This window comes from Armatimonadota bacterium (assembly GCA_028871815.1).
Lineage (GTDB): Bacteria > Armatimonadota > Chthonomonadetes > Chthonomonadales > Chthonomonadaceae > REEB205.
This window is the reverse complement of record JAGWMJ010000010.1, coordinates 88,789-104,186: the sequence shown is the minus strand read 5'-3', so window position 1 is coordinate 104,186 and position 15,398 is coordinate 88,789. Positions and strand designations below refer to the sequence as shown.

General features: G+C 61.3%; 15 protein-coding genes. 11 read left to right on the top strand and 4 right to left on the bottom strand.

Annotation, left to right across the window (positions count from 1 at the left end):
• Positions 1-269: 269 nt before the first annotated feature.
• The 4 genes from KGJ62_12475 to KGJ62_12460 form a co-directional block, all read right to left on the bottom strand.
• Positions 270-473 (bottom strand): hypothetical protein, encoded by a 204-nt coding sequence (locus KGJ62_12475; GenBank protein ID MDE2127397.1) that lies wholly within the window; start codon positions 471-473, stop codon positions 270-272.
• Between the two features lie 56 nt (positions 474-529).
• Positions 530-1,381: a hypothetical protein gene (locus KGJ62_12470; GenBank protein ID MDE2127396.1), complete on the bottom strand. Its 852-nt coding sequence runs from the start codon at positions 1,379-1,381 to the stop codon at positions 530-532.
• Positions 1,382-1,395: 14 nt separating this feature from the next.
• Positions 1,396-2,016 carry a hypothetical protein gene (locus KGJ62_12465; GenBank protein ID MDE2127395.1) on the bottom strand — a complete coding sequence of 207 codons (621 nt, stop codon included), beginning with the start codon at positions 2,014-2,016 and terminating at the stop codon, positions 1,396-1,398.
• A gap of 182 nt (positions 2,017-2,198) precedes the next feature.
• Positions 2,199-3,023, bottom strand: coding sequence for an HAD family phosphatase (locus tag KGJ62_12460; GenBank protein ID MDE2127394.1), 825 nt, complete (start codon positions 3,021-3,023; stop codon positions 2,199-2,201).
• Positions 3,024-3,156: 133 nt separating this feature from the next.
• On the opposite strand from KGJ62_12460, the gene KGJ62_12455 reads away from it, so the two are divergent.
• The 11 genes from KGJ62_12455 to KGJ62_12405 all read left to right on the top strand — a co-directional run bounded on the left by KGJ62_12455 (position 3,157) and on the right by KGJ62_12405 (position 15,397).
• Complete coding sequence (locus tag KGJ62_12455; GenBank protein ID MDE2127393.1) at positions 3,157-4,962, top strand: AAA family ATPase; 1,806 nt, start codon at positions 3,157-3,159, stop codon at positions 4,960-4,962.
• Between the two features lie 23 nt (positions 4,963-4,985).
• The gene (locus KGJ62_12450; GenBank protein MDE2127392.1) at positions 4,986-6,476 is read left to right on the top strand and encodes a proteasome accessory factor PafA2 family protein; all 1,491 of its coding nucleotides are present in this window, start codon (positions 4,986-4,988) and stop codon (positions 6,474-6,476) included.
• Positions 6,477-6,527: 51 nt separating this feature from the next.
• Positions 6,528-6,710: a ubiquitin-like protein UBact gene (locus KGJ62_12445; GenBank protein ID MDE2127391.1), complete on the top strand. Its 183-nt coding sequence runs from the start codon at positions 6,528-6,530 to the stop codon at positions 6,708-6,710.
• Between the two features lie 4 nt (positions 6,711-6,714).
• Positions 6,715-7,503 carry a proteasome subunit alpha gene (locus tag KGJ62_12440; GenBank protein MDE2127390.1) on the top strand — a complete coding sequence of 263 codons (789 nt, stop codon included), beginning with the start codon at positions 6,715-6,717 and terminating at the stop codon, positions 7,501-7,503.
• A complete protein-coding gene (locus tag KGJ62_12435) occupies positions 7,504-8,292 on the top strand; it encodes a hypothetical protein (GenBank protein ID MDE2127389.1) in 789 nt (262 codons plus the stop codon).
• An 18-nt stretch (positions 8,293-8,310) separates the two neighbouring features.
• Positions 8,311-9,783, top strand: coding sequence for a proteasome accessory factor PafA2 family protein (locus tag KGJ62_12430; protein MDE2127388.1), 1,473 nt, complete (start codon positions 8,311-8,313; stop codon positions 9,781-9,783).
• A 94-nt stretch (positions 9,784-9,877) separates the two neighbouring features.
• Positions 9,878-10,420 (top strand): 2-amino-4-hydroxy-6-hydroxymethyldihydropteridine diphosphokinase, encoded by a 543-nt coding sequence (gene folK / locus KGJ62_12425; GenBank protein ID MDE2127387.1) that lies wholly within the window; start codon positions 9,878-9,880, stop codon positions 10,418-10,420.
• Positions 10,417-11,796: a type II secretion system F family protein gene (locus KGJ62_12420; GenBank protein ID MDE2127386.1), complete on the top strand. Its 1,380-nt coding sequence runs from the start codon at positions 10,417-10,419 to the stop codon at positions 11,794-11,796. Before folK ends, KGJ62_12420 begins: the two co-directional genes overlap by 4 nt.
• A 10-nt stretch (positions 11,797-11,806) precedes the next feature.
• Positions 11,807-13,279 (top strand): type II secretion system F family protein, encoded by a 1,473-nt coding sequence (locus tag KGJ62_12415; protein MDE2127385.1) that lies wholly within the window; start codon positions 11,807-11,809, stop codon positions 13,277-13,279.
• 64 nt (positions 13,280-13,343) lie between these two features.
• Positions 13,344-14,513: a DnaJ domain-containing protein gene (locus KGJ62_12410; GenBank protein ID MDE2127384.1), complete on the top strand. Its 1,170-nt coding sequence runs from the start codon at positions 13,344-13,346 to the stop codon at positions 14,511-14,513.
• A 116-nt stretch (positions 14,514-14,629) separates the two neighbouring features.
• Positions 14,630-15,397, top strand: a complete 768-nt coding sequence (locus tag KGJ62_12405; protein ID MDE2127383.1) for an outer membrane lipoprotein carrier protein LolA — start codon at positions 14,630-14,632, stop codon at positions 15,395-15,397.
• The last annotated feature ends 1 nt before the right edge of the window (position 15,398 follow it).

Here is a 15,398-nt window from a genome sequence, read left to right as displayed (position 1 = left end):
ACCGGCAACGGCCGTTGATCTTTTGGGAACTGGGCCGCCGTTCGCCCCTCACCCGGGTGGTGCTACCGCAGTTCCACAGGAGGCTGAGTTAAGTATCCTGCGGGCGCATTGTACCCGCTGCAGCACAGGAACGGGTTTTGCAGGCGCTGCGATGCAATCGGCGATTTCCACGAACGCGTCATAGCGGGCGCCGAAACCATCCAGGTCCGGCTCCCGACACAAAATGGCCCGAACACCATCCCCACCTTACGCCGGCGCCGAATCTGCGATTACGGCGTGCCGAACGGCCCGCCAACCGCGGGTTCCGTAGGATCTGCGTCGACCTTTGCAGCGGCGTGCAGTATTGCGGACTCGGCGCGGCTTGCCGGTATGCCCACGATCTGCTCGCCATCGGCAAATCTCCATGCGTACGGCACGCCCTCCAACGGGGGCGCCGTCGCAACGCCGCCCTCCAGCAGGATCCTGCTTCGCAAAGGCACTGTGTACCCGTACTCGTCGGCTTCGGCGCATATCCCACGTATGCCATTTCTCACGGCATACGAAGGGCCAGGAGCGCGAAGAGGCCCCTGCCTCGCTCGCCAATGAGCTGGAGGAACATGATGTACCGCGCGCCCGGTTTCAGCAGCGGCTCATCCTCGTCCCGCTCCCCAATGCCGCGCGTGCCCAGCGCAGCGTTGACCCAGGGCAAATCGCCGCCGTTGTTCATTACCTTCACTACGGACGGCGCCTGCACCCCTGCGCCGCGGAAATATCGCTCGACGGCGACCAGGAAGACGGTCGACTCGGCGGCTCCAGCGTAATTCTGCGGCATGTGCTGCTCACGCAGAACAGCCACGACGCGCCCAAGCACAACAACCGGCGCCTCGCGCACCATCTCGACAAGGGTGCGCGGCGGGGCCGAATAAGTACCGATCGTTGCCGCCGCCGACGGAGAGGCGGCATTCTTTCCGAAACCGGCCGGCGCCAGGAACGGTTGAATGGCGGCCACGACAGGCTTGAGCACGCCGCCATCCTCCAACGGCCGCGTCATCCTGCCGTTCTGAACCACCGAGCAGGTTTGAGCGCCCGGGTTCCAGACGACCTCTGCGCTGCAGCCGTTTCCTTCCAGCCATATATCATCATCGCTGGGCGGTGCGGAGAGGATTGATTTAGACGCTTCGTTCGGAGCCGGGGCCGCGTTGAGCAACTGCTCCAGCGCGCCCGAGACCGAACTGACGTCAGCGACGCCCGCGTAGCTCGCCTTGCCGCCGGAAAGATGAAATACAACGGCGTACCGCCAGACCGGCGGTGCCGGCGAACTGCCGGCTGGTTTGCAGCCTGTGAACGGCAGAAAGGCGAGGGTGAGCGCCAGGCAGGGCGTCATCAGATCGACCTGTAACATGGTTACTTACCTCGTTACTTGCCTCGATGCGCACGCATTGGGCATTGCGTATAGCCTAGGTTGGTCAATTCATTCGCCTCGTCAGGCGTGCGTACGGCGGTGCCGCAGAGGAACCAGTTTTGTTCCGTCGACCACATCAGTGCGCCGTGATCGCCAGGCAGGACCAGATCTGTGTGGCCGAGACCAAGGCAGTGACCTATTTCGTGTGCCGCGAGCTCCGCGAGGTGATGCCGGGAGCTCGCGGGAGGAAAGAACGACCCGCATGAGTAGTCCGTTGCGCATGGGCCCATCGTGTACGGGTTGAACGTCACCGTCCTCTGAGCGTCATTCTGCCATATTGTGCGAGGGCACATCGTCGGCTCGTCCGGACTGCAATAATCCTGGAACAGAATGTTCGCGCCGAGCGTGAACGCAGTGTAGACGAACGTCGCCAACCGGCTTGCGTGCCGGTTATCGGTTGCGGCGCCGTTGTAGGCATTATACTGCGACGTTGAGGCCCACGTGATGTTGCAGTTGTCGGGCAGCCCACGATACCGGCGATCACGCGCGGCTTGAAGCGCGCGCCGCTCAAGCCACCATCCAACGGCCAACGATAAGGTTTCTTCTGCGCCGACCAGTGTCGCGCCAACTGTCATCCGGACCTTAGCACCTTGCAATCGTGAACGATAAGCGCTGTCATCCAGAGCAAAGCGAAGGATCTCTCTGCCGTGGGTCCCGGCTTCCAACACGAGCGCGGCTCCGGTCATCGCTCAGGTCTCATTAGGTCGCATAGCGCCGACTCGCAGAATGCAGCCGCAACGCGACGCGCGCGGACTGCCTACGACGGCGGAGGACCAAACCGATGGCGCAGTGTCATCAGGGCTGCCGCAACGCCGTCTTCGTCGCAAGAGCCAATGATCTCGTTCGCGACCGCCCTCACCGCCGGCTTGCAGTTCTCCACGGCCAGCGCCAGGCCGGCCCAACGGAGCATGGGGATGTCGTTCCAACTATCACCAATAGCCAGCGTCTCCTCCTGCCGTACTCCAAGCCGCTCTGCGACGATCCGCAGCGCGCTGCCCTTGTTCGCTTCAGGAGGCAAAAACTCGAGATACTCCGCGTTGCTCTTGGTCACACAAAGGGCTTCGCCAAATCGCTCCTGGTACTCGGGCAGCATCCGGTCAATCGTCGCGGGCGCATCCACGATCAGCAGTTTGGTTGGCCGTTTGCCGGCGCAGAATGCAGCGAAATCCTCTTCAAACCGCACCGGCGAATGCGTGCGCGATCGGTATAACTGCAGCCATGGAGTTTCGTGCGCCGTATGGAGGAGATCGTTCCAGTAGAAGTTGAGCTGCAAGCCGCGCCGGACGCACTCCTCCACGATAACCTCGCTGAGGCCCTCGGGAACGCTTTCGGAAAGCCAGGTCGGGCCCGAAACGCTGGCCGATACCATCGCCCCGTTGTACGATATCATCGGTGTGGTCAGGTCGAGTTCGCGCGCGAAGGGAGCAGCCGATGCCTGCATCCGGCCGGAGGCCAACACAACTGCCATGCCGGTGTCTACGGCTGCCGCAACGGCTGCCCGGCTGGCCGGCGTTAGTTCCTGCTCGCTGTTGAGAAGCGTGTCATCGAGATCGAGAGCGCACAGGCGCAACATTTGCGGCATCTTACGGCCTTTAGTAAGTTGAGACATGCGTCGTGCGTCGGGTTGCGCTTCGAACCGATGACGGCGACGGAACGTAGTGTATCTTATATCGGGTTGCCTACGGACGTACAGCGGAACATAGGGATGCAGCACGATGAGACGCAATCGACAACTACCCGAGGATGACGGCTTGACGGAGGACGATGAGAACCCATCGGTCGCCGACGCTGGCGATGCCGGATTAACTGCCGCGAGCTCAGAAGCTCTTGAGCTACTGACCGCACTGATCTCCGTAACGCGGCCTGGTGACGAGTACAATCGTGCGTTGCGCCACATTTACCGCCTGGTTGAACAGCAGGCGGGCGTAACGGCCGAGGCCGTGAAGGCGATCGCCGAGTATGAAGAGGCGTATAACAAACTGATTGCACCGGCAAACCGAATTGCCGTGTGCCTGGGCACGGTCGCGCCGGAAGACCCGCCAGCCGAGGGCAGCGCCGCCTCGCGGAAATCTCGGTTGCGACAGAGGCAAAAGGTGCATGCCGGCACGGCGAGAATTGCTGTAGGCGACCAGGAGTATCTAGCCAACATCGATCCCGCGATGGAGGAGAAATCGCTCGGAGTGGGCGTACAGGTACGGATCAACGACGCGTTTGCCATTGTTGGCGCCCTTGGATACGCCCAGGGTGGATCGGTGGTGAAGGTCAACGAAGTGATGCCGGATGGGCGGCTCCGGGTTTCGCTCGACTCTCAGGGATCGCAGTCACGCATCGTGTATCGTGGTGACTCGATTCGTGATGCCATTATCAAGAGTGGCGCGGAGGTGCGCGTCGAACCGCACTTCAAGGTCGCAATAGAGTGCTATCCTGCCCAGCAAGGCAGCGACTACTACCTGGAGGAGGTGCCCGAGCTTCCCTGGAGCATGGTCGGCGGACAGGACGAAGCGATCCGCGTTATTAACGATGCCATCGAGGCGCCACTGCTCCACGCCGAACTCTTTGAGCGCTTCAAAAAGCGGCCGCTCAAGGGCATTCTGCTCTACGGTCCGCCCGGTTGCGGTAAAACCCTGATCGGCAAGGCGACCGCGTGGAACATCACGCAGGCATACAAAACGGAAACGGGCCGCAACGTGAAGGAGTACTTCATGTACATCAGCGGACCAAAAATCCTGAATATGTGGCTGGGTGAGAGCGAGCGGATGGTGCGTGACCTATTTGCCCAGGCGCGCGAGAAAGCGGCGGACGGATGCCTCGTGTTCATCTTCATCGACGAAGCCGAGTCGCTCCTTCGAACAAGGTCCGGCGGCCGCTGGATGAACATCTCCAACACCCTGGTGCCGCAATTCTGCGCGGAGATGGATGGGCTGGTTTCGCTGGACAATGTTGTGGTTATGCTGACCTCAAACCGGCCGGACTACATCGACCCGGCGATCCTGCGGCCCGAAAGACTGGACCGCAAGGTGAAAGTCGGGCGGCCGGACCGAAACGCTTCGCGAGATATCTTCCGCATCTACCTGAACGGCATGCCGATCGATCCGGCGCTTGTGCTCGACCACAAAGGCGATGCCGACGCTGCGCTGAATGAAGTGCTGGACCGCGTGACCGACGCTCTGTTCACACGCAGCGAAGCAACCCGCTGCCTGGAAGTGATGCTTCGAAACGGCAGTTCCGAAGTCCTTAACTGGTGCGATCTCGTGAGTGGCGCACTGATCAAGTCGGTGGTCGAGCGTGCCAAGAATGTGGCGATCAAGCGCAGTATCCAGTTGATGTCGAGTACCGAAGGGATTCGCCTGGATGATCTGCTTGCTTCGCTGGCTGATGAGTATAGCGAGAATGAGATCTTTCCGAAAGGCGATTCGCTCGAGGATTGGTTGAAGCTGCTGGACTACGAGCCGGAGCGTGTTGCCAGCGTGCGGAAACCGCGCAAATCGGAGCGGGCACGCGCCACGCCCGAAGTAATCTAGGGGCGAAGCCTCCCGGGGAAACCGTGAACCGACTTACTGGGCTGGAAACTGAATACGGCATCCACGTTGAAGGACGTGGCCCTCGCGACTGGATCCGCGAAACCGTTTCGCTCGTCGGCGCCTGCCCATTTCCGTCGGTGCGGTGCTGGAACTACCGGAGCGAGCAGCCCCGTCGAGACATGCGGGGATTTACGGCGCAGTTCCTGGCCTCGGATCCCGTCGACGCGCAATTCGACATCGGCGCGTCGCCGGGCGCCGGCGAGACGCGCTGCGATCGATGCCTGGAAAATGGCGCGCGCTTCTACAACGATCACGGCCACCCGGAGTACGCCACGCCGGAGTGCAGGTCGCTGCGCGATTTGGTGGCGCACGATGCAGCCGGCGAGCGCATCGTCCTCGCCTCTGCGCGGGCATTGAGCCAAGCATCCGGCCGCAAAGTGACGATCTACAAGAACAACACCGACTTTCACGGAGCCAGCTACGGCACTCACGAGAGCTATCTGATGCAGCGCAGCGTGCCGGTGCAAACGCTCATTTCCGCTATGCTGCCATTTCTGGCAACACGGCAGATCTACGCCGGTTCGGGAAAGGTAGGCTCGGAGATCCGGGAGCGCGGTGGGGTGGGCTTCCAGATCTCGCAGCGGGCCGACTTTCTCCAGGTGGCCGCCAGCGTGGACACACTGCACAACCGGCCGATATTCAACACGCGCGATGAGCCGCACGCCTCGATCGCACAGTATCGCCGACTTCACGTGATCTGCGGCGATGCCAACATGGCGCAGCACTCTACGGCACTTAAAGTGGGTGCAACCCAACTGGTGGTGGAGTTGCTTGAACGCGGATGGAGCCCGAAGCTGGAGCTGGTAGACCCCGTACGAGCGGCGCACAGCGTATCGCGCGATCTCACCTTGAAAGAGACGGTCGAGTGCTGTGATGGCTCGCCGCGGACGGCCATCGAGGTTCAGCGGATCTACCTGGATGCCGCCCAGCAGCTGCAGCTTGACGATGCCGATGCCGTGTGGGCCTGCGCGGCGTGGCGCGACGCGCTGGATGGGTTGGCCGACGAGCCGGAAGGTATGGCTGATCGCATCGACTGGGTGGCGAAGTACCGTTTGCTCGACACGTTCCGAGAGGCAGAGGGCCTCAAGTGGTCGGACGCAACCATGCAGAGCCTGGATCTGGCCTACCACGATCTGGATCCCGACGTAGGGCTGTTTCATGGCCTCGATGCGGCTGGCCTGATGCGTAACACGGTTACGCCGGACCAGGTTGAAATGGCGATGCGGCAGGCGCCAGCCGATACGCGTGCCGCGATCCGCGCGCTGTTTATCCGTCGGTTCCCCGGTAGCGTGCGAAGCATGGGCTGGGGCGGTATCCTGTTTAATCACGGGGACCAGGAGCTTGCACTCAGTTTGGAGCCATTGGTGGAAGCCAACGTGGCGATACTGAACAAAGAGCTCGAGGCGGCAGGCTCGGTTCAGGAAATCATCGACGCGCTCGCCAAGACGGCTTGAGCCTGTGTGCGGCAGTAGGTTGGCAAACGAGAGAGAGGCACCACCATGATCATGAAGTGCGAAGAGCGAAAGCAGGCGCCGACGGCGCCGGTCAACCCGCTACGCAAGGGCGCCGATGACGAAGGGCCATCGAAACCCGATGTGAAGCGGCCCGATACAAGCGACCTACTGAAGCGAATGAGGCAGATCGATCCCGAATCTGCCCGCCGATACCGGCAGCGCAGCGGCGAATAGCAAGATGACAATTGCGCCGGATCTCTGGACACTTCTCGAACGGTCGCAACATCGCTTCGTCACGGCGCAGCCACCGCCGCAGGAGGGTGGCCGGCCAGCATTGGACACGTGCGGCACCACCGTTATCGCGGTGAAGTTCGATGGTGGCGTTCTGAATGTGGGTGACCGCAGAGCCACCGCTAACTTTGCCGTGATGTACGATCACGCCGAGAAGGTTCTGGCCGTTGATGAGGTTACGTTAATCGCAATAAGCGGCTCGTATGCCCGTTCACTGGAAGTGGTTCGCTACCTGCGCACGTCGTTCAAACTGTTCGAGCGCACCTACCTTCAGCCGATGAGTCTGGATGGCAAGCTGGCCGAGCTGACCCGTGTCGTGCGTGCCGGAGTCCCCGAGGCGCTCCAGGGCATCGGCGGCTTCATTCCGGTGTTCAGTACGTTCGACCTGGAGGCGGGTGAGGGCCGGATCTTTTTCTACGACGGAATGGGCGCCCGGTTCGAGAGCGCTGAATTCGGCGCGGCCGGCTCAGGATCGATGCAGATTCGAGGCGTCTTCGACTATATCGTGAAGACACTGGGTCCGTTTCACAAGATGCCTCGGACGGACGCGCTTCGGCAGGCGCTGATCATGTTGGATATTGCTGCTGACCTCGATGCCGCAACCGGAGGCTTCGCCAAGATTCTCCCGGTCGCCCGGGCAATCACCGCCGGCGGGATCGTGGATGTTCCCGATGACGAGCTGCTAAAACTCGTCGATGAACTCCGCACACCCGGGCAGCAGGCGCATCAAGGCTAAATGTACACTCCCTACGACTTTAACGAGGCGGTCTCACGCCGCACGGAGTTCATTCAGGACAAGCTCGTCTCCGGTAGCCCGGTGGTGGGGATGGCGGTTGACGCAGGCGTGATGCTCTTTTCGATGCGCCACACACAGCGCAAGATCTACGAGATATATGACAGGCAGATGTTTGCGGCGCTCGGAAACCAATCCGACGTAGAAACAATTCGGCTTAGCGCCATCCAGATCGCGCACCAGGAAGGGTTTGAACGCAGCCCGGATGATGTGACCATCCACCGCCTGGTTGGATTCGCTCTGAGCCCATCAATCAAGAAGGCGTTCGGCGACCAACTCTCGGTACCCTGGGTTGTGCGGGCTGTATTCGCCGAACTGGGACGTTCGCCGGAATCCGATTCCTTCGTCACGCTGAATTACGATGGCGAGTATCAGGTGCTGCGGCAAGCAGCGGTAGTTGCGGGCAGTTTCGCCGCCGAGGAGGCGATGCGAAAGCATCTCGAGCCTACGCCAGAGCGTCCGAAGTTGAGTGTAGCGATCGACATCGCCGCGCGGGCGTGGGCCGCAGGTGCGCGAGCAGATCGCACTCGCCGGTCCGAGATTCGACCGGACGACCGCGATGAAGTTCAGGCTGCTGATGATGGGGAGGCGGTCGACTCGGATTATTTGAACGCTCTGCTTGAAGACAGGACCCCCGAGGTCGGCCTCCTGGAGCGGACAGCGGACGGCGCGCCGCGTTTCCGCCTGGTTCCAGAGGCCTCTATTCGCGAAGCGCTGGCCGCCCGGCTTTGACGCCTGGCGAGTAACCATATGGAAAAGCGGATCGTGGGTATTGAGACCGAATTCGGGTGCATGGTGCAGCCGGAGGCGGGGATGTCGCCGGAGGACGCGGTCGACCGCGTGCGCGATCATGCGTTTTACGAACGGGCGCTTGGGTTACTGGACCTGCACGCCCGTGACTATGCCTTTGAACCAATGCGGGCCGGCGGTTTCCTGAAGAACGGAGCCCGACTCTACGTGGATGCCGTTGGGAGTCACGAAGAGTATGCTACGCCGGAATGCTGTGACATCATCGATCTGGTTGCGCACGACCGGGCTGGACGCGTTTTGCTTGCCGGCATCGTGCGCGACATGGGTCTGCAGGATGTTATCAGTTTCCACAGCAACAGCATCGACCACTTTGCCGGTCATACGTTCGGCTGCCACGAAAACTACCTGGTGCAGATCGAGGACAACGCCTACAGTGAGGCGCTCACGGCACTCATACCGTTCCTCATAACGCGGCAAATCTATGCCGGTACCGGGCGTGTCGGCGGGCACCGGCTCACGCGGCCCGGCAGCAAGACGAACGTGATGACCGTGGGTGAGCATGAGGTCGATTACGTGTGGGTCTCCAACTTCTATGGCGTGGAGCTCGATTCCAGCGTCGATTTCCAACTGAGCCAGCGAGCCGACCACATTGTCAAAACGGTCTCATCACGCGTACGGTTCAACCGGGCAATCATAAATCCGAAATGGGATTCGTACTACAGCTACAGCAACCTGCACCGCCTTCACATACTCTTTGGCGAAAGCAATATGAGTGAATACGCCTGCATGCTCAAGTGCGGGGCAACCAGCCTCGCGCTGGATCTCGTGGAGGAGGGACTTGCGCCAACCGAACTGCAGATTGCCGATCCCCTCATGGCATTGAGGCGCATCTCACGCGATCCTAAATGGCGTTGGGTGGTTGAACTTACCAACGGCCGAACGATACGTGCCGTCGATCTTCAGCGAGCCTGGCTGGCGGCCGCCAAGAAGCGGTGCGCCGGCGCCGGCGAACGCACTGAAATGGTCTTAGCAGAGTGGGAGAGGACGCTCAACGACCTGGAGGTTGATCCGTTGAGCACAGCCGATCGCCTCGACTGGTCCGCCAAATACCGGCTCTATTCGCGGTTTATCCAGGAAACGGGTGGAAGCTGGCACGATGACGCCATGCAGAGTGTGGACCTCGAGTATCACAACATCGATCCCGAACGCGGCTTGAGCTACGAGTTGGAGCGCATTGGTGACCTCGTTAGGCTGACGACCGACGATCAGGTGGCAGCCGCGGTCGAGAATCCGCCGGACGATACCAGGGCATTTGGTCGCGCAGCCATCATCCGCCATCTGCTGAAAACGCCCGGACTTCGATACCTTATCGACTGGGACGCCGTGTATATTGAACGCAGCCGCCAGTTGGAGCTGAAGAATCCGTTCAGTACGTATGCGCGCGAGGCCACCCGGTTCATCAAGGGCCTTTAGGCGATAGGGGTGGCCTCACGCGCGAACGAAGCGACACCTCAGAGCGTCGAATCCGTATAATAGATTGAGTTTGCGCGATCGCGGGTACTTCGCGGTGTCATCACAGGAAACGTCATCACTTCGAACTGCGTTTCTCGGGCTGGGCTCCAGTTTGGGAGATCGGCGCGATAACCTGTGCACGGCTGTTCTGCGGTTGGCGCGTACAGAGGGGATTATTGCCAGGCGACACTCGTCACTGTACACCTCGCCGCATCTGGGACCGGTGCCGACCGATGCGGCGGCATATCCGCACCACTTCAACTGCGTTATAGAACTGCATACCGTTGCCGATCCAAAGAGGCTGTTGGAGATATGTCACCAGGTGGAAGTTGCTGGCGGACGTAACCCCGGAGAGCATAACTTGCCAAGGAGTATCGATATCGATCTCCTTCTCATGGACAACATTCAAGCCGCCTGGGATGATCTGGTGATACCACATCCGCGCCTGCATGAAAGACCGTTTGTGGTAGTTCCACTCGATGAGATCGCGCCGGACCTGGTTCTTCCCGGCGGATTCCCCTTGGCAGGGTTGGCAAGGGCGATCGACAAGAGCGAGTTGAAGTGTCTCTGCGGCCCGGAATGGATGGCTGTACTATGAACTATCTGTACGAGGCTACAGACCCGGCAGGCAAAACGGTCGTTGGCAAAGTTGAGGCTCTGGATGAGCATCATGCTCACGGTCTTCTGGCGGATCAGGGCCTTTCGGTGGTATCGCTTGGTATTGGCAGGGCTGTAAGCGTGGGCACGGTAAAGCGTAGCGCAGTTGTAGCTAATGACACCTCAACCGCACCGGCGCCACTGCCCCACAACAGGCTGGCCGTGCCGTCGTCGGCTCTGGCGCCCGTGTCTGCCACGCCGGCGGCCGGGGCTCGCATAACGTTCTCCGGCTCCGTCGCTCACCTGACGCCAACAGCGCCGGGCGACGTGGCGTACACCACGCCGCCGGTTGTGCAGCCCGTTCGCTGGCTTCACCGGCGCGTATCTACGCGCGACCAGCTCTTCTTCTTTCAGCAGTTTGCCGCCCTGGCGCGCAGTGGCGCCTCACTCTACACTTCACTGGAGTCGCTGGCCCCTCGAACTCCGAACTCGCGCCTTCGGAAAGCCGCGGAGCAGATGGCCGCTGCTGCCCGCACCGGACAAACGGTATCGTCGGTTATGGAGCAGATGCCGGACGTCTTCCCAGACCACGTCACGGGCCTGGTTCGGGCGGGGGAACTGGGCGGTTTCGTAGAGGTGGCGCTTCTGCAGATCGCCGACATCTACGAGCATAACATCGCTCTGTATCGTGGCGCGTGGATACCGAAGGCCATGGCCCTCCAGGCAGTGCTGATGGTGCCGATCATCCAGCCGCTGTTTCCCACCATCTTTCCGAATATGCAATACGGGCTGTACATGGAACTGGTGCTATTTCGCAACCTGCCCATCTGCGCCCTCGCCATCGGGCTGATCTGGTGGGCCGGACGGCGCTTGCAGTCACCGAAGTGGCGCCTCCGACGCGATACCTGGTCGCTCAGGATTCAGCCATTCGGCAACCTGCAGCGGCAGGGCGCCATCGCGCTGTTCCTTACGATGTTGAAGCGTCTCTATCAGGCCGGCCTGCCGCCGGCGGCGGCCTGGAACGGCGCCGCGTGGAGCGCCAGCAATCTCGCTATCCGCAACCATCTGCTGGAGGCTGGCGAGATGGTCCAGCGCGGCTCGCCGATCCCGGAGGCGTTCCGGCACACTGGGCTCTTCACGGATGGCGTGGAGCAGCTGGTGATGACGGGTCACCAATCCGGTGAGATGGTCGAGATGCTGGGTCAGGCCGAAAACTACTACAGGGAGCAAACCGCCACGGCAACCACGCGCGCCAGGTTTGCGATATTTCGTCTTGGGCTGATGGCGGCCATTATCATCGGCGGCCTCTCGGTATGCTGGTTGGTAAAAGCCTACTTCTATCAGGTGTTTCACTACACAGACGGCTGGGTACAGTAGAGGAATCCCCATGGGTACATTCCGCTATACTGCCACAGGCTCAGAAGGTGGCCAGGTTTCGGGAGAGGTAGAAGCGGAGGATCTCGCCTCTGCGGCAGATGCCATACGTCGCCTGGGCCTGGTGGCTACGCGCCTTGAATCCGCCGTGGCAGTTCCCTCTTCGGCTGCCCCTCCCGGAGTCCTCGATCTCAGCAGGGCTGTTGCTGTGATGCCGGCGCAGGCCGACGCAATGCTCAACATCGGGGCAGACGGCACCGTAGGCAGACTCGAGCCGTGGGAGCGTGGCGGCCGCGTCGAGCCGCCGCCCGCGCCGGTATCCGCGACCATCGGTTCCAGCCAACCCGGCGCCGCCGCGCCGTCGCGAATGGATTTTGGAACGGTCGCCACGTGGAAGGTGGATGACAGCCGCAAGAGCATCGCCGACCGGTTTGCCGATCGGTTGATAAAGCCTCTGTTCGCCGGCGCCGCTCTTAAGGATCTCGCCGCATTCTATCGCCAGTTCGCAACGCTCATAGGGGCTGGACTGCCGCTGTTTCAGGCGCTGGTCTCGTTGGAAGGCAACACCACCAACCCGCGGTTGAAGCGCCTGGCCGCCGACGCTTACATGCACGTTCAGCGCGGCGGCAAACTGAGCGACGCGTTTGCAGCGCGACCCTGGCTGTTCAACGCCATGCAGATCGCCACACTTCAGGCTGCCGAGCAGGGCGGTATGCTGGACGAAGCGCTCCGGCGGATGGCCGGCTACGTGGAGCATGAACTGGAGGTCAAGCGCCTCATCGCGGCCGAAACGCTCTACCCCAAGCTCGTACTTTTTGTAGCGCTGATGCTCCTCGGAGGTAATTTCTTCGTCACCGGCATGCCCGCCATAGCCGACCTGGTTCTCGGTCGTATGACCCCTGCTGGTTACTTTATGGATACCATCGGGTTCGCGCTGATGTTGTTGATACCCGTGGTGCTCGTGGTTGCATTGTTTCGGCTGGTGGTGTTCAACAGCCGTTCCGCGCGCGAGGCGTATGATCAAATCAAGGTGACCGTGCCTGTTACCGGTGGAATAGTCCGGTCGTTTGTAGCGGCCCGTTTTGTTCGCACGCTCGCGGCGCTCTATCGTGGCGGATTCGCTTTGGGAACGGCTGTGCGCGTTGCCGGCGACTCTTGCGGCAATGCAGTTGCCTGCGCGGCAGCGTATCGCGCGGGCCTCACCGCAGAGCAGGGCGGACTAATTTCGGATGCACTGGCACGTTCCGGCTTTTTTCCAAAGCTTACTATCGACATGATGAGGACTGGCGAGGTTACCGGCAATCTGGATGCAACCATGGACAAGGTCGCCGAGTACTACGAAGCAGAGGGCCGAAGCGCAACGCATAAAGTGGCGACGATCTTCGCCATCATCGTCTTTCTCCTTGTGGCACTATTAGTACTGTTGGCGCTGATGCGCTTTTATGGTGGCCTGGCTGCCAGAGATACCGGAGCCGTCGGCGGATGACGGCTTCCCGAACTCCGTGCACGGGTGATCGTCCAAACCGGCGTCGTCGGAATGGAAAAGCGGCGTGAGTGCGCCGCCCGACTACTACGCGATCCTTGGCGTGAGCCCGACTGCAGATATCGCCCAAATCAAGAAGCGCTATCGCGAGCTTGCGCTGCGTTTTCATCCAGATAGAAACCACGAACCTTCTGCCGTGGCGCGTATTCAGGAGATAAACAACGCGTGGAATGTTCTCGGTGACGCGGGCAAACGCGCCGTGTACGACGCGGAGCGTCAACTGCTGCAGTCAAACCGCCCGCCAACGGCACAACGACGGCCGGCGGCGCCTCAGCCGGCCGCCGCAGGTTTCAACGGGTTTGGCAGAACGGCATCCCGTGAGTCCGCCGACGCCGTGAGCTTCCGCCAGTTGTTTGCCGCTGCCGTCACCGCTGCAAACAGCCGGCGGTGGTCCGATGCAGAGCTCTTTTGCCGGCAAGCGCTGCAGGTCAACCCGGCGGCCGCGGCCGCACACGAATTGATGGGCGATCTCTATGCGCGGAGGAACCAGTTCTCCCACGCCTCCGTCTCGTACGCATATGCCATCCAGTTGAATCCGCCGAATTGGTCTGTGCATGCCAAAATGACGGCGCTCAAGGGTGGCGCCGGTCCCGCTGCGCGCGCTGCCGGCCCCGTTTTCGGTGTCGGCGTTCGCACACCACATCCACCACAAACCGCGGAGCGTGCCGCCGCCACCATCGGCGCCGTGGCTGTAGCGTCTATCGGAACGTTTGTGGTCGGCATTTTGCTCGCCCTCTTCACACCCGGTACTCCGGTCATCGCTGGAATCTCACTGACTCTGGCCTTAGCGCTGGTATTGGTTGGTCTCAGCGGCGGGGTGCTGCTCTCCCTGGGGGCACGGTTTCCTCCGGTCTCGCACGAGGGGCTGCTCGCTGCCCACCAGCGCAAACAGATGCCGCTTTTGCCCCCATACGTGACATTGGGCGTTGTGGCCATCTTCTCCTTTTACGTGTCGGCAGCAGTCTACTTCGCTATCGGCAGCTTCAAGGGGTCGCTCTCCCGGTTCATGGTTGCGGCGTATGGCGTTGCGCTCGGCCTGGCCGCGCTGCTCGTACTACTCTCCTCTACCCAGTCCGTTATAGGGTCATCCGCCGGCGAATGGGTGGTAAGCGCGAATTTCGTCTTCCCGTCGCTGCTGGCGGGCTGGTCGTTTATGGATACGCTTCGGGCGCGATAGGCCCGATGCCTGTCGGGTATACTCTCTCGGCTTGGCGCCCCCAGCATAACTGCCTTCTCGCCCCTGTCGGCCACACCAGCACTCTTTCCGAACCAGCTCGAACGGAGCCTTCCTTAATGCAAGTTCCTCACCACTCCAAACGCTTTGCCTCCTGCTCGGTCCTGCGGACTCTCTGTGCATGCGCGGCTGCATCGCTGGTCGGCACAGGGTTCGCTTCCGCTCAATCCGGCACAGCGGTTTTCAACAAGATGGAGGCGCACTACAACGCCGCCTCGTCATTTAGCGCCACCATCACGCTGACGCAGTCAAAAAAGCAAGGCAAGCCGACCGGTTCAATCATAAGCACGCAGCATGTTCTATATCGTGCGCCGAACAAGTTTCGCGTGGAAACCGCAGCTAATGGTTCCGGCGGCATGGCCGCAATCCACCGCCACGATTTGAGGATGTCGGATGGCGCTGCAATGGTGGAGTTCGATCCTGCCACGAAGAAATACATCTCGCGGCCGGCGCCGCCAAAACTGACTGCTGGGCAGATACTGGGTTTGGCCGTCCCAACCTCCGGCATCAAATTACTTCCAGCTACTCACGTTGGTGCACGTGCCGTATGGGTGGTGGAAGTCCCCGTTCCGCCGCTGCCCGCCACCATTTCGCCGCAGCAGCGCGGCCAGATCGCCCCATTCCTCGCGCCAACCGTATTCTATATCGACAAGCAGACGAACGAGTGCCTGCGCATTGTACATGACGCGCCGGCCGCGAACACCGAAGTCACATTCACCAGCCAATCGTTCAAAGCTAGCGTGCCGGCGTCGTTGTTCCATTTCGTGCCGCCGAAGGGCGCCACGCTTGTGCAGCCTCCGGCGCCAGGCGCGCAGCCTCATCCTTAGT